Raw genomic sequence first — 21,498 nt, 5'->3', positions numbered from 1 at the left:
TAGGATCCCTTTTTTTCTTCTCATTCACTTCTCTTTGTGTAAAAACAATATTTGAACCACAGAGAACACCGAGGCGCTGCGCGCTAGATAGAGAAACCATTATTTAAAAAATTTGGTCTAATCTTCTCTTCCTCTGTGCTCTCTGTGCCCTCTGTGGTTAGAAAAAAGATCTTTAATTTACAAAGAGGATAAGAGACGCTGCGCTTAAGAGAAAACAACTTATAAGATTTATAGGATCCCTCTTTTTCTTCTCATTCACTTCTCTTTGTGTAAAAACAATATTTGAACCACAGAGAACACCGAGGCGCTGCGCGCTACACAGAGAAACCAATATTTAAAAGAGGTTTGGTCTCTCCTTCTCTTCCTCTATGCTCTCTATGTACTCTGTGGTCAGAAAAAGTTAAAAACTTAAAAATAGTTATAAATCCTTCGCTTAAAAGAAAACAATATTAAGGTTTCCTCATTCTTTACTCATTCACTTCTCTTTGTGCAAATGTTCTTTAAAAATTAGGCTGAATTCAGCAACCTACTAACAAATTATCACATCACCAACAAGCAACACCATTCAGCCTCAAACTGACAGCTGAAAACTGATGGCCCGTGATTTATGAAAATTCCATCACTCCATGTTGAACTTTGCTCGTTGCCGTTGTAATCAATAACCTCTATGCTGAACATGTGCTTCAAAAATAAGGATATAATTATGCATATCAAACACCACGGAGCAGTTAACGGTGTTACAGGCTCGTGCCACCAGCTTATTATTGACGACAACAACTCAATACTCATTGATTGTGGGCTGTTTCAGGGCGAAGACAGCCACGAAGATCTCAACATCGACTTTGATATATCTACAGTAAAAGCGCTTATAATTACCCACTGCCATATTGATCATGTAGGTCGCATACCTTACCTATTTTTAGCTGGCTTTAAAGGGCCAATTTATACCTCTATTGCTACCGCAAAACTATTACCACTCGTTATTGAAGACGCCTTAAAACTAGGCGTAACACGTGATGAAGCCATAATAAACACCTGTATAAGAAGACTAAAACAGCAAATAGTGAGTCTAGATTTTAATAAATGGTACTCCATACCTGTAGGAGTGGGCTTTAGCCCCGAAAAAGCAGCCTTGAGCTCCCAAAGCCAAGAAACTTTATTTAAAATCCGCCTACAACGCGCCGGTCATATTCTTGGCTCTGCCTATTTAGAAATTGAGCTTGGTAAAAAGCCAAATAACCACAGAGTAGTATTTTCTGGTGATTTGGGTGCGCCTTACACACCGTTATTGCCATCGCCTAAACCGCCCTATCGTGCCGATACGCTTGTGATTGAATCTACCTATGGTGATAAAAACCATGATGGCCGTAAGGCACGGGTAAAGGTTTTAAAAAATATTATAGAGCGAGCCGTTGCAGATAACGGCGTGGTGCTTATTCCTGCGTTTAGTATTGGCCGTACGCAAGAGCTACTATATGAGCTTGAGCAAATTATTCACTCTGCACGCAAAAATTCAATGTGGCATAAGCTGCAAGTTATTGTTGACTCGCCGATGGCTGCTAATTTCACTGCTGAGTACCAACACTTTAAAACCCTTTGGGATAACGAGGCAAAAAGGCGCATAAAACAAGGCCGCCACCCGTTAGACTTTAGCCAGCTGCATACAATTGATACCCATCAAGAGCACATGGCACTCATTAACTTTTTAAGTTCAAGGCAACAGCCAGCAATTATAATCGCAGCCAGTGGCATGTGCACCGGTGGTAGAATCGTTAATTATTTAGAGCGGTTTTTACCAGACAAAACAACCGATATTATTTTTGTGGGTTATCAAGGTAAGGGCACGTTAGGGCGCGATATTCAAACTTATGGGCCTAGAGGTGGCTACGTTTATATTAATAACGAGAAGATTTATATAAATGCAGCAATACATACTATCAGTGGCTACAGCGCCCACGCAGATCAAAACGGGCTAATTAGGTTTGTAATGGGTATGAAAAAGAAGCCTAAGTTAATCAAAATTGTTCACGGCGATGACGAAGCTAAAGCAACCCTGGCTAAAAAATACCAAGCCCTATTAGGCGATAAAACCAAGATTGAAATAGCTACTTAGATTTATCTATTTATATTGCTTTGAACCACAGATTACACAGAGAAAAAATTGTAATAAGAGGTTTTACCTTAGAGAACAGTCTGTGCCGCCTGTGGTGTAATTCGATTTGAATAATTTGAACCACAGAGTACATAGAGGCGCTGCGCGCTACATAGAGAAGAAAACTCTAATTAAGAGAACGTTTTACCTAATAAATCTGAGGTTACAATTAGATTTGAAGCCAAGAGAAAAACTAAACTTGAATTCGCTTAATACCATCCACTAACCTTGTAACATTAAAGTTAATAAGCAAACCTGTTTTGATGTCGGTTAATTTTAAATATGTAATTAACTGTGCTGTGTGAATGGGTAAAAGCTTTTCTACTACTTTCAATTCGATAATTAGCGACTTTGGAAGCAATATGTCAAGTCGATACCCAGCATCTAAACAGACACTCTTGTATGAAATAGGTAACTCAACTTGGTTAAGTGGTGAAAAGCCAACTTGCAGCAATTCATATACCAAGCAACTTTCATAGGTAGACTCTAATAAACCTGGCCCTAGTTGTTTGTGTACTTCAATAGCACACGCTATTACTTTACGGGTAATTATATCCATTTCCATATAGCCATCCTTGCTAATATTGAAAAACTATTATTTTATATTAAAGCATATCTTAATTTATTTAACGAATAATATAGAAAAACACTATGAACCACAGAGTACACCGAGGCACTTCGCGCTACACAGAGATAACCAAATTAATTCTAAAACTCATAAAACACCAAACTGAAGAGAAAGTACTTTATACCTCTTTCTCTTACTCTATGCTCTCTATGTCCTCTGTGGTTATAAAAAGATCTTTGATTCACAAATAAATTATTAGACGCTTCGCTTTAGAGAAAAAAGCTTAAATACCTCCTTCTCTTCCTCTGTGCTCTCTATGCCCTCTGTGGTTCAATCAAGATCTCCGCGCGAAATAAATTTCACGCCTACGGTGTCGCCCATCACCTAAGCGGCGAATATGCTTATTTAGCTTAAAGCTTCTTCTCTTCAGGGTAAACACTATGAACCACAGAGTACACCGAGGCACTTCGCGCTACACAGAGATAACCAAATTAATTCTAAAACTCATAAAACACCAAACAGAAGAGAAAGTACCTTATACCTCTTTCTCTCACTCTATGCTCTCTATGTCCTCTGTGGTTATAAAAAGATCTTTGATTCACAAATAGTTTATTAGACGCTTCGCTTTAGAGAAAAAAGCTTAAATACCTCCTTCTCTTCCTCTGTGCTCTCTATGCCCTCTGCGGTTCTAATTAGATTAAAGACATAAACACTCTGAACCACAGAGCACACCGAGGCGCTACGCGCTACATAGAGAAAATTAAATTAATTCTAAAGCTCATAAAACACCGGGCTGAAGATAAAGCACCTTATACCTCTTTCTCTTCCTCTGTGCCCTCTGTGGTTCAAAGCTCTTAAAATTTTGGTATCCAAAACATCCCACAAACTAACATAACACTACCAAACAGCTCTTTCTGAGTTTTTAGTCTTGCCGTATTTACCTCTGTGCTCTCTGTGGTTCAAAAGAGATCTTACGTGCATAATAAATTTCAGACCTACGGTATCAAATATCACTTTAGTAAAGAGTCTACACATTCACCTTAAGTCTATTAATTATCTCAATCTGTAATCCTCGCCCCCTTTGTGTTTAAAATTCTATCTAATAAACAAAAACGCCTACACACAGTGTAGGCGTTTGAATATTTCAGAAACTCAAAAACAGGTTAAACTGCTTTCAAATGACTCACTTTAGGTGAAACGATATCGTTTAAAAACTCAGAGAACTCATCACCTAGTTTTTCATCACGCATACCGTACTCAATAATCGCTTTTAAATAACCTAGCTTGTCACCACAGTCGTGAGCTCGGCCACTCATGTGGAAAGCCTCCACAACTTCGGTTTTCATCAGCTCATCAATAGCATCGGTTAATTGAATTTCGCCACCAGCTCCCGCAGGTGTTTTAGCAAGTAAAGGCCAAATAGCTTTTGATAACACATAACGGCCAACAACCGCTAAGTTAGAAGGTGCCTCTTCAGCTTTTGGTTTTTCAACCATAGTTTTAATTGGCGCACTTTCGCCCGCTTTAATTTTAACGCCACCGATATCAGCTATACCGTACTTGTGAACACTTTCTTGCGGTACTGGTTCAAGCATAATCTGGCTTGCTTTAACATCTTTAAAACGCTTAACCATCGCGGCAATGTTTTCGATTTTTTGATCCGCGGTGTAACCATCTAAAATCACGTCTGGCAGTACTACAACAAAGTCGTCATCACCCACGATAGGTTTTGCACATAACACTGCGTGACCTAGGCCCATAGCTTCGCCTTGGCGAACATGCATAATGGTTACATCTGGAGGGCAAATAGAACGCACTTCTTCAAGAAGTGTACGTTTTACACGCTTTTCAAGTGTTGCTTCTAGCTCAAAGCTGGTATCAAAGTGGTTTTCAATGGCGTTTTTAGAGCTGTGTGTAACTAATACAATTTCTTTTATACCGGCCAAAATACATTCGTCAACAATGTACTGAATAAGCGGTTTATCAACTATAGGTAACATTTCCTTTGGAATAGCTTTAGTCATTGGAAGCATACGGGTGCCAAGGCCCGCAACAGGAATCACAGCTTTCATAATTAGTCCCTTATTTAATAATTAAATCTACAATAACACCAAACTAACAGTACCAAAGTAGATACAAGCTGAATGTTTTTTAATTTTATTTTTCTTTAATACTGATGTTTACAAAGAGTAAAAGAGATACGACTTACCAAAGAAATAAATTTCACGCCTACGATACCGCCTTTTCCTTAATCACTTCCGAATAAATCACGGGTATAAACCTTGTCGGCTACATCTTGCAGCTCATCAGCCATTCGGTTCGATACAATTACATCAGAGATACTTTTAAGCTCATTAAGGTCTCTAATTACACGCGAATTGAAGAACGCATTTCCTTCAAAGCTCGGCTCGTAAACGACCACCTCAATACCTTTTGCTTTTATGCGTTTCATAATGCCTTGAATAGCAGATGCTCTAAAGTTGTCTGAGCCCGACTTCATTACTAAACGATAAATACCAACTACCTTAGGGTTTTGCTTAATAATTGAATTTGCAATAAAGTCTTTACGGGTCGTATTGGCATCTACAATCGCGCGAATCATATTGTTAGGTACATCTTGGTAGTTAGCGAGTAGCTGCTTAGTATCTTTAGGTAAACAGTAACCACCATAGCCAAACGATGGGTTGTTATAGTGCTTACCTATGCGAGGGTCTAACCCCACGCCCTCAATAATTTGCTTTGCATCAAGGCCATGACTTTCGGCGTAGCTGTCTAGCTCGTTAAAGTAGGCTACACGCATTGCTAGGTAAGTATTCGAAAATAACTTAATAGCCTCTGCTTCGGTTGAGTCAGTAAATAAAACATCGATGTTAGTTTTTAAGGCGCCCTCAGCAAGTAAATTTGCAAATGTTTTTGCACGCTCACTTTGTTCACCAACAATAATGCGTGATGGATGTAAGTTATCGTAAAGTGCTTTACCTTCACGTAAAAACTCTGGCGAGAAAATAATATTATCTGTACCAAACTGCTCTTTAACCGATTTAGTGTAACCAACAGGTACGGTTGATTTAATCACCATAGTTGCGGTTGGGTTAATTGCCAAAACATCGCTAATTACCGACTCAACAGAGCGAGTGTTAAAGTAATTAGTATCTGGGTCGTAGTCTGTTGGGGTAGCAATTACAACAAATTCAGCATTTAACAGGGCTGACTCTTTGTTAGTGGTAGCAGTAAAGTTAAGCGGTTTATTAACTAAAAAATCGCTTATTTCAGTATCAACAATCGGTGATTGCTTGTCTTGCAATAAACTAATTTTTTGTTCATCAATATCTAATGCAACTACTTTATTATTTTGTGCTAATAACATTGCATTCGACAGACCAACATAGCCTGTACCAACAACTGCAATTTTCATTATGAAATTCCTTAAACTTCTGTTTGTCTAGCACTAAGCCTGTATTACTTAGAACTATAGTTCTTAAGTTTCACCTTTGAAACACTAATACCCAGCGTAGGTATATTACGCAAATATATGCCAAGAATAATGTAACTTTGATCCTTTAGGAAGTGTATAACTAACGGCTGTAATCATGTAAATCAGCCCTAAGTATAAACTTTTTCAGGGAGGTTTAGTTTTTTGCGAAAGAAATTCACAACGTTGCAATAATTTAGGAGAGTTGCCAAATAAACTACAAATAACGCAATGAACCCATAAAACATGATGAATTCAGGAATTTTTAGAACTTCACCTAAAATACCTATTCCTGCAAATGATGCTGCAATAGTGCAAATAAACAAAAGTGTTTGCAGCGGCGACATACCTAAACGTTGGCAAATGTGGTGAAGGTGTTCGCGATCTGGCCTAAAAGGCGATTTGCCTTGTTTGATACGGCGGAACATAATTGCGACCATGTCCATTAATGGCACAGCAATCAACCACAATGCAGTAACAGGGCGTAACAGAGGGCTACCTTCATTCTGGCTTGCCCCCATAAGAAGCCAGATCACGGTGAAGCCTATCATCATACTTCCCGCATCGCCCATAAACACTTTACGTCTACGGCCAACAAGACCTAAATTCATAGTAATGTACGGCAACATACAAACCACTAAAAGCAAACATAAATAGCTCAAATGTTGCTCGCCACCAATAGCTAATAACAGACCAATGCTACCAAACGTAACAATTGACAAGCCCCCTAATAAGCCATCTATGCCATCAACCATGTTAAAAGCATTAATGCAACCTATCACTGCAAAAACGGTAATAACACCTCCTATTGCCCCTAGTTGAATCCCCCCAAAGCCGAGTAAGTTTCCTAAGCTATTCAACTCAGCGTCAGCGAAAGATATCATAACTAACGACACAATAGCCTGCACTCCCATGCGTATTTTAACACTTAAATCAAAACGATCATCTATTGCCCCAACTACTGTTAACGCAGTAATAGACATCATGAAAAGATCAGCATGAGGGATCATTCCGGGATGAGAAAATATATAGTGAACTATTGTAATGCAAATTGATATTCCGCCCACAAGCGGAACATTGCCAGTATGTAGCTTTCTGCCAGATGGTTTATCCACTAAACCAATGGTTTTAGCTACTTTGCGCATTAGAAATAGAATTGCAAAGGCAATTAAAAAAGTAAATGTGAGGTCGATAAACATAATCCTTCCTTGAATTTGATTGTCTATAATTTATTGATGATAAAATTCTAATACAAAAAGATTGTTTTCGCTACGCTTCTTTCTTTTAAATAATCAAAACTTTTACGTGAGAAACTTAACTGATTGTAAGCATTATAAAAGTAGCTTTAGCAATGCCTGCAACAAAAATAGTTGCAAAATTAAGTACAGTGCTAAAGCTACCTAACACATTTATGAATGTGTAATTTTAGAGTTACTGAATTACTAATTTTAATACTTGTTTCACGATTTCTTGGGCTGACTCGTAACTTTCAGCCTCTGCGTAGCACCTTAACTCAGGTGCATTACCTGAAGGCCTAAGATGAACAATGTATCCCGCGTTTAGCGTTATGCGTAGCCCATCAGTTGTGTCTATTTCATAACTTCCTTCAAAACCTAATTTAGATAAGAATACACTCGCATCTTCCTTGAGCTCTGTTAGTAGACTTAAACTACGTTCGCGAGGAAAACATTGCACCCTATCACTTGCAGTAAAGCGCTGTGGTAAGTTATCTAAAAGTTTCGAAATATCCTTTTGCTGAGAAAATAAAATAAGTGCAGGCAATAACGCATCTCTTGTAGGTAGAGCTCTTAGCAGCTTTGTATTATAGTTAATATCTGAGCCCAGTAAATAACCACCATTTGCTTCAAAGCCAGCGACTGATGCGTAGTGCTTAGCTAAATTTACAAACTCTGCAATTACATAGGGAGAGCCAATTTTAGTTCGCTTAACTTCTTTAAAGCTTTTAGTTTTTTCAATTGCTGTATTGCAACTTACCGGTGTAGCAAGTGCATCGATATTTAATAATTGGCTACATAACAGTCCTAAAATGTCACCACGTAACCAATTGCCATTTTCATCAGCAATTAATGGGCGATCACCATCGCCATCTGTTGAGAAAATAGCATCAAAACTAAACTCTTTTGACCAATCTAGTGCTCTTTGTTTGTCCTCATCTGATACTGCCTCAGTATCAATTGGTACGAACTCATTGCTGCGGCCTAAGCTAACAACCTCAGCACCTAATTGCTCAAATAATACCTTATAAATATCACGCCCAGCACTTGAATGTTCATAAATACCAATTTTCTTGCCCTTAAGCGTATCAGCATTAAAAAGTGAGGTGTAACGCTGAATGTAAGATTCACTTGCGGCAGTATCCAATGTAAGCTCTGCAAGGTTTTCTGGTAAAACGGTGAATACAGCATTGCTTGCGAGAATAGTTAGCTCATCAACTTTTGTGATTTCACCATCAGGGCGGTAAAACTTTAAGCCATTGCGATCAAATGGAATATGGCTACCTGTAACCATAATACACGGCATATTATCTTGCATTGCCTTGTAAGCAAGTGCTGGGGTTGGTACTACACCATAATACACAACATTCAAGCCACGCTGTTTTAGTGCCTCAGCACATGCCTGTGCAATTCCATAGCTACTTGGGCGGTTATCTATAGCAATCGCAACTGTATCAAATGAAAATACATTTTCAATCGCTGATATAAAGGCAACAGCAAATGCCGCATTTACATCTGGGGTGAAATCTTTTACAAGACCTCTCGCACCACTGGTACCAAACGCAACACCGCTCTTTGCAATGACTTCAGAGCAGACTAACTGGCTATCCATAAAAAACCTATCTAATTAATTCTTCAATAAGTACACAGCTAGTGCAAAGTAAGTTGTACTAGCTGTAAAACTGACGACTGACGGCTAAAAACCTGATAACAACCATCTATTATGTTTACCTACATCTAATATCTCGAGTTTGCCTATTTCACTCGACCATAACGGTCTTCAAAACGCACGATATCATCTTCACCTAAGTACGAACCCGATTGCACTTCGATTAACTCTAAGTCAACTTTACCAGGGTTTTCTAAAGCATGAACCGCTGTAATTGGAATATAAACAGACTCATTCTCTGTTACATATTGCTCAGTATCATCAATTTGTACTTTTGCTGTACCTGATACCACAATCCAATGCTCTGCGCGGTGATGATGCATTTGTACCGACAACTTAGCACCAGGTTTTACGGTAATACGTTTTACTTGGAAGCGCTCACCATTATCAACTGAGTCATATTTTCCCCATGGTCGATATACTTCACGATGGAAAGTAACTTCAGAGCGCTCTTCAGCTTTCAGCTGATTTACAATCGCTTTAACTTCTTGTGATTTATCTTTATGGGCAACTAAAATAGCGTCTTTCGTATTTACAATTACTAGGTCTTCAACACCTACTGTTGCAACAAGTTTGTCTTCACCAAATACAAGCGTATTCTTTGTATCTACCGCTTTTACATCACCTTTAAAAGCATTGCCATTTTCATCTTGTGAAGACACTTCCCAAAGGGCAGCAAAACCACCTACATCGCTCCAACCAGCATCCATAGGCACAACAACTGCATCTTTTGTGTGCTCCATTACAGCATAGTCAACCGACTCATCTGGGCAGGCTTCAAAAGCAGCTTTATCTACGCGAATAAAGTCCATATCGCTGCTTTGTACTGCAATGGCTTTTTCGCAAGCTGCATAGATATCTGGGCGGAATGCTTTTAATTCTTCTAGATAGCGGCTTGCTTTAAATAAAAACATACCACTATTCCAGTAGTAATCACCGCTTTCAATATACTGTTTGGCTGTGTCTAGGTTTGGCTTTTCAACGAAACTGTCAACAACATAGCCATGCTCTACCGCTTCACCACGTTTGATATAGCCATAACCTGTTTCAGGGCTATTACCGACAATGCCAAATGTCACTAGTTTATCTTGATTTGCTAATGCAGCTGCTTTATTGACACTAGCCTGAAATGCTGCTGAATCTTCAATTACATGGTCTGCAGCAAGAACTAGTAACAGTGGGTCTTGCTCATTTTCAATCGCTTTAAAAGCAGCTAGGGCTATTGCAGGTGCCGTGTTACGTCCTACTGGCTCTAAAAAAATACCGCCATGTTCTGCACCTAATTGACGAACTTGCTCTGCAGCAATAAAGCGGTGCTCTTCATTACAAATAACCAAAGCAGGTGAATGTAATATCCCATTCAAACGACTTAGTGTGCTTTGCAACATCGTAAAGTCACCACTTAACTTTAAAAATTGCTTCGGGTAATTACCGCGAGATAGCGGCCATAAACGGGTGCCTGAGCCACCTGCCATTATTACTGGTAAAATCATTATAAAAACCTTGCATAATATATTTAAACTAATTTCGCTTAAAACAATCCAATAAAAACTCAAATGACGAACACAAAACCTACAACCCTAAAACCTAGAAAAACATATATAGATGACATAATAAATTTAAATTTAAAACAATAGATACAGCATTTAAAAACTTAACCAAACTTCCGAAAATAAGATAAACAGCCATTAAAATATAAAAAGCTAAAATAGAGTTCTTTTGAAAAAACGACGGCTCATCATAACAAACCTGATTATACTCTTTAAGTGCCAATAAAAATGACGAGAAAAAACCTTACGATTTTCTAAGCCTCGCAAGTGTATCCCTTTAATGTCTTTAAAAAAAAGCACTTTTTCGTTAAATTTTTTATAGAATCGATAACATATATCTATGTCTTCACAATACATGAAATAACGTTCATCAAACCCTTTCAAATCTTCATAAGCGTTGACATTGAAACATAAAAACGAACCAGCACACCAATCCACATAAAGCTTGCTATCAAGTATATCATTCTTATTTATAATATAGTCATTCTTATAGCCGATGAAAGAGTAAAAAAAATCACTAAAGGTAGGAAACTTCCTTATACATTGATCGCAATCTTCGTAATTATCATCTAAATACAAGTTCAAAGTAGAAAGTTTTGATTTACTTTCTTGAGAAAAATAAACTAAGCGAAAAATTGAATCTGCGGAGACTATTATATCTGGATTGAGACAAATAAAACTATCTTCAGAACCAAGGTCAAATTTATCAGAAAAATAATCAAAAGCTAAATTATTATTAGCACCAAAACCTCTTCTTTTACCATCAAAAAAGTAACATAAATTATACTTTTCACAATAGAGCTTCAATGCAACTTCACCAATATTATCAACAACTAAAACTTTAATTCCATTAAAAGCCAAACTTGGGAGTGTGTTAATTCTATTAATGACATCAAAATGGCCATGAGATACAACAGATATATAAATCATAGGTCAGCACCTAATATTTTTTTATATTGCTTATAAACCTGTTCAGACATATAATCCCAATCGAATTCAGGTATATGCAAAGCCTTAAAATCGACTCCACCAGATAAAATCTTATCGACGTATAATTCGAGATCTCTGGTATCCATATTATCTGACAATTCGTCATATATCAGACCAACCCCTGGATTATCTCGATACAAAACATCAAAATCACTTACACCTTTATTAGAGACTACATAGATACCGGATGAAATATATTCAGCAAATTTAACGGGGCAACTAACAAGAGATGTTAGACCTTTCCTTCTAAAGCAAAAACCAATATGCGCCTCTTTATAAACATCTTTCATTTCAATAAAAGGAACTCTAGATATTGAAAAAGAATCTTTAGGTAAACCAACTTCATCTGCTAATTTTATAAACTTCTCATCATCCGCCGAACATATCCTTAAAAAAACCTTATCCCGATATTTTTTTCTTAACTGATTGAATAAAAGCAAAGTTTCTTTTGGGCAGTGCCATTCTTGGCATGAACCACTATATAAAAAGTTGACGATATCAGTTCTCTTATTTAAGGAAACGGAATTATCATAAACAGTTGGATTACTGATATTAAATATTTTATTTTTTTCAATCGAAAAGTTGCTTAGCAAATATGATGAAAAATTATTTGATACAGTAAAAACAGAGCTTGCTTTATTTATCAACAAACGCTCACAAAATTTAAGCAATTTATATTTAAAAGATCCATTTTTAATTTTACCAACTTGGACTGTTTCCTCAGGAAGAATACCTCTCATATCAAATATGAAGGGCTTTCTTAATATTGAAGACAGGACATATGCCAACATTCCTCCTCCATAACTTCTTGCATGGATAATATCAACTTCCTTAGCAAGATATAAAGAACTTCTTAATATCTTGAAACTATCTATAATAAAAGATATTACGGACTGGGTTTTTGACACAGTTTTAGAGAACTCATGAATGTTAACAAACGCTCCAACACGGTCAAATGTCTCATTTCTATTCTTTATATATAATGGATCTTTTGACTCTTCCACTTTTAATGTTGATATTAAATCGTAACTTACATTGTATTTCCTGTTTATAAATTCAAACTGAGTTATAACTTGCGCTTGAAGAATACCTGTAGAAAAAACATTTTCATAAGCTATATATAGTATTTTCATTTAAACCTCTACACACTCAATGTTAAGTCCCAGAGAAAACACTTCACTAGCTGATACCTTCACTTTACCGTATTCGCCTCTATTAGTAGACATTAAAATTCCTTTCGAGTAAAAGGCCTGTGTTAGCATATCTTTATAACTTAAACGCCCGTCATGAAATACAAACTTATCTTCTATTCCTAATGCACGTACTTCTTCTATAAATTCAATACCATTTAAACGATTTATATCACCAAGAATACGCACTTTGACACTTTTACCTTTTACAAAATCAATTATTGATTCATAATTCCTTTTTGAGTAATCAACACTTCCAACTACAACATAATAATTTTGTTCTTTCCTTTCAAAATCCAAACCATCCGCTATAAAATTTAAAAGATTTTTACAGGAAAGCAGCTCCAACTTACCTACCAAGCAACCTCTAGAAATATACTCATCATTTAAAAGCCAGGCCTTAACCCCTGGTGATAAAACATAGATTTTATAGCTACTTTTAATAATAAAGTTACCAAATATATTTCTAAATATCTTTTTCTTTAATTTCACGGTTCCACCAAAATCTAAAAATGTGTCGAAATTATGCGAAACAAAACTAAGATTATACCCCAAAAAAAAGCAACAAACGTAATAAAACAATGCCTTGGGAGTCTCAAGCGTGTTAAATATAGCATTTTTAGATGACCGTCTATTTTTTATTAAAATTGACAATACATGGAGAAAGCTTTTTGATAACCTCACATCATAAGTCGACTTTAAATCTTCGATTAAATCTGATTGTGTTAAATTTGGGTTTACTATCACACAATCCCCTTCGCCTCCTAACTCTCCAACAAGTCCATATAAAACTTCATCATGGTAGCTATTTAACTCAAAAAAAATATTATTACTCATTGTAATCCTGGGGTTCAATAGTTTTTCCTAGTTTATTCCTCACCCCATCATTAAATGCTTTCAGGAGTAGAAATAAGCGCATTAATTTTTTATCATCATACAACATAACACCAACAGATTTAGTTACCGCATCACTTGCAAGGTACATTAAAGAGAAAATTAGCTTATTAGGAAAAAACTTCCGTATTAGATAAATCCTATTTCTATAATTATAATAATATCTAATTATAAACCTCGGCAATGTATTTCTATCACTACTTCTTCCAAGAAAATATTTTATATTATTACCCTCAGAGCTACCTCCAACCCTGTGTACAATATGTGCTTTACAAATATTTTTGAATAATATATTTAAAGACTTAGCACGGAGACAAAAATCAACTTCCTCACACCACATAAAATAAGACTCATCAAACCCTTTGACTTGAGATAGAGTATCGTATGTCATAAGCATAGAAGCCCCATTTACATATCCATTAATATCAGAGTAGCTATCTAAAACACTCTCAATCGCCTCATTTTCAGCAATTAGACTACCTTGACTACGCCAAGTAATTTCATTAGTACCACCTAAACATTGAATTTTACCTGTACTTTCCTTAATTAAAGTACATCCGTAAATCACACTATCATCTAGCTTAAAAGCAGCTTCTATTTCAGAGAGAGAGTGGACACCTATCAATGTGTCATTGTTCAAAATCCATATGATATCGTTTTCAGAAGCTTCGGCTTTTATTTTTTCAAAATTCCTATTATTACCATACCCAAACCCCAAATTAGGTTTTCTATGATGATTAAAAAAAACACTACGGCCATTTTTTTGATACATGAACTCATCGCCGCACAATGCTTTAAATCCTAACTTGTGCAATCTTAAATTCGTCTCTTTAAATGTCTTACTTTCATCCTCGCTAACATCACAACAATAAATATTTACACTTACAAAAACATTACAGCTCTGCAATGAATTACAAATTGACTCTATACAATTAATTGTCAAATCCACAGCTTTGTAATTAACCAGGGATATGAAGATCTTTCTTTTAACAATAGTTTTTTCTTTCATAACTTTTAATTATAACCATATAAATTGAGAAATATAATAGCGGTTGAATATTAAAATCAGAAACCACCATATAAAATATAGAAAACCACATAAAAGCTAAATTAATAAAAAAACAGTTTGTATTAATGGAAAGCTTAACAATGTTTCTAACTATTAAAATGACTAAAAAAACAAATGGAAATCCCAAAATTAGTAAAGAAGTCAACAAAAAGCTTTTTGGAGAAATAAGCGTACTGTAAGTACTGGTATCAACGTAGGATTTAATTTCGCTGTTATAAAAATAGCTAAGCAAGCTAGAGTTTTCTATATACTCCTGAAGATAAAGAGGATAACTCATACCCACACCAAACGGATTAAATAAAAGCATCCTCACACTTTCAATTGCAACTAATGCACGAGTAGAGAAAGAACCATCTGAATGAACAAATGTATACTGTACAGCATAGTTAAAGTAGTCACTTTCAGTTACAAAATATAAAAAGAATGAAAAAATAAAAACAAAGAGCAACAACTTTTTGAAACTAATTTTTCTTTTAGAAAAAAAGTAATGAAATGTAGCTACCACTAATATTATAGGTATGAGTAGTACAACAAGTTTAGATTTCACGCTGACAATAGAAAAAACCAGCAAAATCATATAAACAAAAGAATACAAACTATAAAATTTAAAACCAGATGAATAAAAAGACTGCTTAATAAAAAAAACTAACCACAAAAGAAAAAAAAGCCTATAACTAGCTACGGAGGGTTCTTTATCTAAAATAGAAATTCTTCCATAAACATATACATCATTAGCATTAAGAATAGTTTCATTTGGAAACAAGTTTAAAACTTGCAGTATCGCGGAAATTAAAGTGACACTGTGTAAAAATAGAATTAAATAACAAAATCTTTCAACATTTAAACTACTGAATTGAAAATAAATTATAGCGGGAGTAACAATAAAAATAGTTAAATATATTAGCGCCACAACAGAGTCAGACAAATAAAAAAGGTTAGTTTTAGAAACTGAGTAGCTTAAAAAGCCTACTGCAGAAACTATAAAACCATATAAAAGAACAAGCACCGAAATTATTAAAAGCTTTTTTTCCGAAAAGTTTAATTTTTTTTTAAATATGAAAATAAGAATAAATACAAACAATGTAATAACAACATGACTAAACCTTCCTGGAATAGCCATGTTGAGAAATTGAATTTGAATTAAAAATATTACCGTAAGTACATAACTCACATTCATATACCTTTAGCTTTGCCTATTAAACGCTTAAACATCCCATAGAAATTTGAGCATGTTTTATAAAAACCATTCTCATACGCATTCCTATAAATGCTATAACCACCTTGTTTTACTACATACTTCCCTAACACTTTAAATGCTAAAGTTCTAGCAAATATGTTACGTTTTCTGTTAACTTGATATGGTTGTATTTTCTCTAAATTATCTAAGCAATAGTCTTTTACATCCAGAACTTCCGCGCTTATCATTTGATTCAGAACCGCTTTTCCAAACGTGCTTCGAGCAAGTATTAAGCTTCTCCCCTTACTTTCATTAAAAAGAGGATACCCCCTTTCGTCACTTTCCCAAGCATCCGCACAAACGATATCAGCAGATTGACCCACACCATCAGCACAAATTTTACAACGAGTATGAAGCTTTTTATTTAATACATTACCCCACGATTCTTCATAGTCTAATTGGTAAGTAGAATCTTGCGTTTTTATTTCTGTCTTACCTGGCCACCCTTTGCCACGATACGAAATATGGCTAACTTCATCAGGGTTAAGAGTGAACATTGCGATAAGATCTTGTGTTGCATTTTGGCTCGGTGTTCCAGCACAGAAAAAGGATGCTAACATATAAACTTTATCCGCAAGTCGCCTATCCTTTTCCATCATAGCTCGGATAGCGCTAATATCACATGGTCTTCCAATAACTAGATAAGTGCCATCCGCATCGATTAAATTTTTAAGAGAACTCAAAACAGATGATGGCGAATACCGACTACCAGCCCTAGCTAAAACACTTTTTGCATCATTACTAATGTATGTTTTGTTTGTTACACCATCACTGTCTGAAACACCAACATGAAGAACCCCACTCACTTTTCCTGTCTCTAATAAGTATATTGCGAGCTGAGTTAATACTCCTCCTGAAGAACCTTTGTGTCTAACCTCATCACTTTTAGAGAAACCTGTTAGTGAGCACTCAACATTTCCCCATAAGTTATGAGTAAAATTACCTTTTAAAGGTTTAGTTTCAATACCAGGACAAAAGTCAGCTATATTCGTTGTATGGATGTCTTGCGGTATTAAGAACCCGTCACTGTCATACTGCATTGCATTGAATTTTGAATAAATATTACAAGCTCCACATCCAATACACATACCAGAACTAATCACCTCACTTATTGTTTTCATAAGAAAGCTCCAATACCTCCAGTAAACCTCTTTTGTATTCATTCAGATAATTATTAGCTGTTTTAATTGCAAGATTTAAGTCCAATGCCAAACTTTCATTTTTTGAAATTTTGTCTTTTATTTCCGACATTAAAGATTCTTTCGTTAGCTCTTTTAAATCTAAACTATGTTCATAGCCTAATGTTCTAAACAAACCGTCAAACTTTCTACTATATGCTAAAGGGATTACTGGAACGCTAGTTGAAAAAGCTGCAATAGTTGCGTGCATCCGCGAGCCAAGAAATAGTGAGTAGCCTGAAATATAAGATTTTGCTTCGATTGGATTATTAAATTTAGGAGCTACTTTTACATCATTGAACATCTTAGCTAAATGAACGCAGGCTCTATAATCATCTTCAAGAGCTTGCTCATCTGATATTACATGGGATACCAACTCGACATTATAAGCAGTTTCTTCAACAAAATAACGAATCAGTTCCTCAATAAACTCAGGATAATCATCTTTCAGACCAAATTGGTTGCCACCAGTGTAACCTCCATTAAACAATAGCCCAGATACATTAATACCTACTGTTTGTGAGGCAATCTCAATATTTTTTGTAAATGGCATTGCAAACGCAACATCAATTACTTGAATAGACTTAGAATTAGGAAGTAAACTCTGAAAAACATCTCTTGATTTTATATCTCTAATAAATACTTTACTTGCATTTTTTAAGATAAATTTAGCCATTAAGCTGCTTTTTCTTTTTTTAAAAGGCCCTATAGTTTGGGGAGCTATTATAAGAGGTCTTTTATTTACAAGCACATGGAGCTTTGAAAAAAACAACCTTAAAAACCTTGATGTTCCATAAATATCAGTAAAACTATCACCCTCCCCAATATCAAAAACGACATCAAACTTATTAAACAACCCTAGTTTATCAAGTTTAAGTTTCTTTATACTTGAAATAATCTTTCTTGGAGAATATACAACATGCTCTATTTTATGGCCCACTATACGCTCAACTTCAACCCTTGCGTTTTTTCCATCTGAATTAGGTGTCCCAACGGTTGTAAACTTAACTTCATAACCCGCTTCTTTCGCAACACTACTAATTAAGTATATATGCCCAATAGCTAAAGCCCCAACTCCCAAATTGTCAGAGTCTAAGCTATGCCACAGCAAAGCCACTTCGATACTACGTTGAAATTTTTTCTGGTTCATATGCCATGCCTGATATAATTATGCTAGAAAATTTATTTTTGTCCATTGTCCACCATTTTGTAGATTCTATTTTTTCTATAGTCTCTGCATTAAATCGGTATCTAATAAGTTTTGCTGGGTTCCCCCCAACTATCGAATATGCTTCGACATTTTTTGTAACTACAGCACCAGCAGCTATAACAGCACCACGACCTATAAACTCGACTGATGGAGTGATTATTACGTTATGTCCAACCCACACATCATCCTCTACGACTAATTCAGTCCTCTGTATTTTCTCTTCCGAGACAATACCAAGCGATGTGTTGTATAAATATGGGTGTAGTGAAATATATTGAAGCCCATGGTTTCCATTTAATATGTAACAGCTATTAGAAAATGAGCAGTAACGACCAATCTTTGTATTATTAGGTATTCTTTTTATATCGAAACAACCATAACTATAAAGCCCTATATCAATATTATATTTATCTTTGAAATACTCCCTCTTCACAAGTGACTCTAAGTCATTCTTTCTTTCAATAAACCTTCTTATTTTGTATATTAAATCCACGATACACCATCACTAAAAAGTACAATACAACTGAGATTGAAAATATTACAGACGATATGACAAAAGCGTCATTAGAGCTGCTTGGATTAAAATAAGTTATAGCAATCAAGTAATTAAAAATCAGAGTTATACTTACAAAAACTCTCAATCCTTTATATCCAAATGCCAATAAGTGACTACCTAAAGCAGCCGCAACATAACGTAAAAAAACATATAATGAAATATAAAATGGAATAATTTTGTAATCATCAACATTATCTAATATTAGTCCCAAAAAAAACTCCATTCCAAAATACAGAATTATTGAGCAAGTACCACCAAGAGAGATCGAAACAAACACATACACCCAATTAAGTTTCTGTTCCTTCGATATTATAGGTATATATACATTACTAAGAGATTGAATTAACACAAATGAAGCCTGACAAAATTTTTGACACACTTGGAAAGTTGCATATTGTAATGGTGATAAAAATACTTTCGATATTGTTAGCTCTAAGGGTCCATACATTGATGACGCCACCGAGTCTATTGCAAATGTAAACTCTTTTCTAATTAATGAAAAATAGGAAGTACTTTCCATCTTCAAAGCTAGGCCTATACTTTTAATCAAAGCAAATAACAACATAACTCTAAATATTATAATATAGAGTATTGTAAAAACACCTTGCTCGAACACAAAAGAAAAAACAAGCACCAAAGCGGTTGCAAGAAAACTTAAATAGCTGAACTTTAGTTCAAACTTGTGTTTACTGGTAACTCTTGCACAAATAGCTAACAATTCACTAAAGCTCAAAACAAAGCTATAAAAGAAAATCAATATAGCAGTAAAATAACTTCCGTTTAAATCAACACCAACTATTATTAGGTAAACTAGAAATGAAGCCAATGAATTAACTACAAATATCTTCATTGCTTTCGACAGACTCGCTTGAACTGTCATTTCACTAGAAACAAGAATACTATTTCTTTGTCCAAACTCCGATAAAACTAATAAAAGTGAAGCCAATGACAAGCAAAAAGATACATTTACAAATTCACCTAATTCAAGTTGTTTAGCTAATAAGAAGAACAAGCCAAAATTCATCACTAGTTTAATTATAATACTTTGTGATATTGATATAATCTTTAGCTTATTCAACTCAAGACCCTACATTTCATTTTCTAAACGAATCGACCTGAAGTTTAGGCCCTCGCGATCTTTTTGGGATAGCATTAAAGAAGCCCCTTTTAAGGGCCAGTGAATGTCTAAATCAGAATCATCCCAAGCAATCGATATCTCGGCATGAGGGTTATAATAGTCTGTACACTTATATACAAACTCAGCTGATTCACTAGTTACATAAAAACCATGTGCAAAACCAGCTGGTATCCATAACTGACGTTTGTTTTCTGCAGATAAATATTCCCCAACCCACTGTCCGAAAGTTGGGGAATTTTTGCGAACATCTACAGCTACATCAAAAACCTCACCAGATGTAACTCGAACCAATTTACCTTGTGTGTTCTCTGTCTGATAATGTAAACCACGCAAAATACCCTGTTTAGATTTTGAGTGATTATCTTGAACAAAGTTAACATCTGCCACGTTTTCTCTGAACCAGGTATCACGGAATGTTTCCATGAAAAAACCTCGGTCATCACCAAAAACCTTTGGCTCTAATATTTTTACATCCGGAATTAACGTATCAATTATTTTCATTGTTCGATTTCTTTTTGGTATTTGCTTATGTTCTTAAGAGCTGCCTGCCAATTGCTTGCGGAAACATTAAATTCACTGTAAATTTTATCGCAATTTAAACGTGAATTTTTTGGTCTGCTAGCAGGCGTTGGGTACTGTTCTGTTGATATAGAATTAACCACAACAGCCGATTCAAAAAGCCCTTTAGTATGTGCCTGCTGGAAAATAGCCTGTGCAAAATCAGCCCAGTTGACCGTCGGGTAACCTGAAAAATGATAAATACCGTAAGCATCATTGCCGTTGTAAAGCGAAAAGGCAATCTGAAGTATCGCACTCGCAATATCGCCCGCATAGGTTGGCCCACCGAATTGATCACCTACAATATTTAGGGAATTATTTGATTTAGCCAAGCGAAGCATCGTTTTGACAAAATTATTACCAAACTCTGAAAACACCCAAGAAGTTCTGATAATAACATGCCTTTCGCATGCTTCTGCTACAGCGACTTCACCAGCAAGCTTGCTTTGACCATACACACTTTTTGGAGAAGTTTCTTCTGCTTCTTTGTATTCGTCAACATGATTACCCGCAAATACATAGTCAGTTGATATATGGATAATACTTGAACCTATATCATTTGCCGCCATAGCAAGGTTTTTTGGACCAGTAGCATTAATATCAAACGCTAAGCTTTGCTCCGATTCAGCTTTATCTACAGCGGTATAAGCAGCTGCATTGATAATAACATTAGGCTTATAGCGACTTACGACTTCCTGAACGGCATGGTTATTTGTAATATCTAATTCTTCGCGGCCATATGCTAGCACATCGACATTTGGGAATGCCTGCAATGCTAATTTTAAACATTGACCAACTTGACCATTTTTACCGGTAATCAATATCTTCATTT

General features: G+C 35.6%; 18 protein-coding genes. 1 reads left to right on the top strand and 17 read right to left on the bottom strand.

Annotated elements, in window-relative coordinates:
* Positions 1–703 precede the first annotated feature (703 nt).
* The gene (locus EVU92_RS06395; RefSeq protein ID WP_130050498.1) at positions 704–2,113 is read left to right on the top strand and encodes an MBL fold metallo-hydrolase; all 1,410 of its coding nucleotides are present in this window, start codon (positions 704–706) and stop codon (positions 2,111–2,113) included.
* A gap of 232 nt (positions 2,114–2,345) precedes the next feature.
* Here the strand turns inward: EVU92_RS06395 and EVU92_RS06390 are convergent, their stop codons facing one another.
* From EVU92_RS06390 to rfbD, 17 genes are all read right to left on the bottom strand, one after another.
* Entirely contained in the window at positions 2,346–2,717 is a 372-nt protein-coding gene (locus EVU92_RS06390) for a GxxExxY protein (protein ID WP_130050497.1), read from the bottom strand.
* A 1,166-nt stretch (positions 2,718–3,883) separates the two neighbouring features.
* Positions 3,884–4,792, bottom strand: coding sequence for a UTP--glucose-1-phosphate uridylyltransferase GalU (gene galU, locus EVU92_RS06385; protein ID WP_130050496.1), 909 nt, complete (start codon positions 4,790–4,792; stop codon positions 3,884–3,886).
* Between the two features lie 176 nt (positions 4,793–4,968).
* Positions 4,969–6,135: a nucleotide sugar dehydrogenase gene (locus tag EVU92_RS06380; RefSeq protein ID WP_130050495.1), complete on the bottom strand. Its 1,167-nt coding sequence runs from the start codon at positions 6,133–6,135 to the stop codon at positions 4,969–4,971.
* A gap of 188 nt (positions 6,136–6,323) precedes the next feature.
* The gene (wecA, locus tag EVU92_RS06375; protein WP_130050494.1) at positions 6,324–7,391 is read right to left on the bottom strand and encodes a UDP-N-acetylglucosamine--undecaprenyl-phosphate N-acetylglucosaminephosphotransferase; all 1,068 of its coding nucleotides are present in this window, start codon (positions 7,389–7,391) and stop codon (positions 6,324–6,326) included.
* Between the two features lie 232 nt (positions 7,392–7,623).
* Positions 7,624–9,039: a phosphomannomutase gene (locus EVU92_RS06370; protein ID WP_130050493.1), complete on the bottom strand. Its 1,416-nt coding sequence runs from the start codon at positions 9,037–9,039 to the stop codon at positions 7,624–7,626.
* A gap of 143 nt (positions 9,040–9,182) precedes the next feature.
* Complete coding sequence (locus EVU92_RS06365; RefSeq protein ID WP_130050492.1) at positions 9,183–10,589, bottom strand: mannose-1-phosphate guanylyltransferase/mannose-6-phosphate isomerase; 1,407 nt, start codon at positions 10,587–10,589, stop codon at positions 9,183–9,185.
* 210 nt (positions 10,590–10,799) lie between these two features.
* On the bottom strand, positions 10,800–11,576 hold the full coding sequence (locus EVU92_RS06360; protein ID WP_130050491.1) for a glycosyltransferase family 2 protein: 777 nt from the start codon (positions 11,574–11,576) through the stop codon (positions 10,800–10,802).
* Positions 11,573–12,769, bottom strand: a complete 1,197-nt coding sequence (locus EVU92_RS06355) for a glycosyltransferase (RefSeq protein ID WP_130050490.1) — start codon at positions 12,767–12,769, stop codon at positions 11,573–11,575. The genes EVU92_RS06360 and EVU92_RS06355 overlap by 4 nt, the downstream gene beginning before the upstream one ends.
* Positions 12,770–13,663 (bottom strand): hypothetical protein, encoded by an 894-nt coding sequence (locus EVU92_RS06350; protein ID WP_130050489.1) that lies wholly within the window; start codon positions 13,661–13,663, stop codon positions 12,770–12,772. It abuts the gene before it with no gap.
* Entirely contained in the window at positions 13,656–14,729 is a 1,074-nt protein-coding gene (locus tag EVU92_RS06345) for a glycosyltransferase family 2 protein (protein WP_130050488.1), read from the bottom strand. The genes EVU92_RS06350 and EVU92_RS06345 overlap by 8 nt, the downstream gene beginning before the upstream one ends.
* Entirely contained in the window at positions 14,707–15,960 is a 1,254-nt protein-coding gene (locus tag EVU92_RS06340; RefSeq protein WP_130050487.1) for a hypothetical protein, read from the bottom strand. Before EVU92_RS06340 ends, EVU92_RS06345 begins: the two co-directional genes overlap by 23 nt.
* Before the next feature lie 2 nt (positions 15,961–15,962).
* Positions 15,963–17,147 (bottom strand): Coenzyme F420 hydrogenase/dehydrogenase, beta subunit C-terminal domain, encoded by a 1,185-nt coding sequence (locus EVU92_RS06335; protein WP_168990002.1) that lies wholly within the window; start codon positions 17,145–17,147, stop codon positions 15,963–15,965.
* Entirely contained in the window at positions 17,131–18,354 is a 1,224-nt protein-coding gene (locus EVU92_RS06330) for a polysaccharide pyruvyl transferase family protein (RefSeq protein WP_130050485.1), read from the bottom strand. The genes EVU92_RS06335 and EVU92_RS06330 overlap by 17 nt, the downstream gene beginning before the upstream one ends.
* Positions 18,329–18,907 (bottom strand): CatB-related O-acetyltransferase, encoded by a 579-nt coding sequence (locus tag EVU92_RS06325; protein ID WP_168990001.1) that lies wholly within the window; start codon positions 18,905–18,907, stop codon positions 18,329–18,331. Before EVU92_RS06325 ends, EVU92_RS06330 begins: the two co-directional genes overlap by 26 nt.
* Positions 18,873–20,048, bottom strand: coding sequence for a hypothetical protein (locus EVU92_RS06320; RefSeq protein WP_130050483.1), 1,176 nt, complete (start codon positions 20,046–20,048; stop codon positions 18,873–18,875). Before EVU92_RS06320 ends, EVU92_RS06325 begins: the two co-directional genes overlap by 35 nt.
* A gap of 9 nt (positions 20,049–20,057) precedes the next feature.
* Positions 20,058–20,609 carry a dTDP-4-dehydrorhamnose 3,5-epimerase gene (gene rfbC / locus EVU92_RS06315; protein ID WP_130050482.1) on the bottom strand — a complete coding sequence of 184 codons (552 nt, stop codon included), beginning with the start codon at positions 20,607–20,609 and terminating at the stop codon, positions 20,058–20,060.
* Positions 20,606–21,496 carry a dTDP-4-dehydrorhamnose reductase gene (rfbD, locus tag EVU92_RS06310; RefSeq protein WP_130050481.1) on the bottom strand — a complete coding sequence of 297 codons (891 nt, stop codon included), beginning with the start codon at positions 21,494–21,496 and terminating at the stop codon, positions 20,606–20,608. The genes rfbC and rfbD overlap by 4 nt, the downstream gene beginning before the upstream one ends.
* Positions 21,497–21,498 lie beyond the last annotated feature (2 nt).

Origin of the sequence: Pseudoalteromonas sp. MEBiC 03485 (assembly GCF_004195145.1) — a bacterium.
Classification (GTDB): domain Bacteria; phylum Pseudomonadota; class Gammaproteobacteria; order Enterobacterales; family Alteromonadaceae; genus Pseudoalteromonas; species Pseudoalteromonas apostichopi.
Note: the sequence above shows the minus strand (reverse complement) of the source record. Positions and strands in the feature narration are given on the sequence as shown.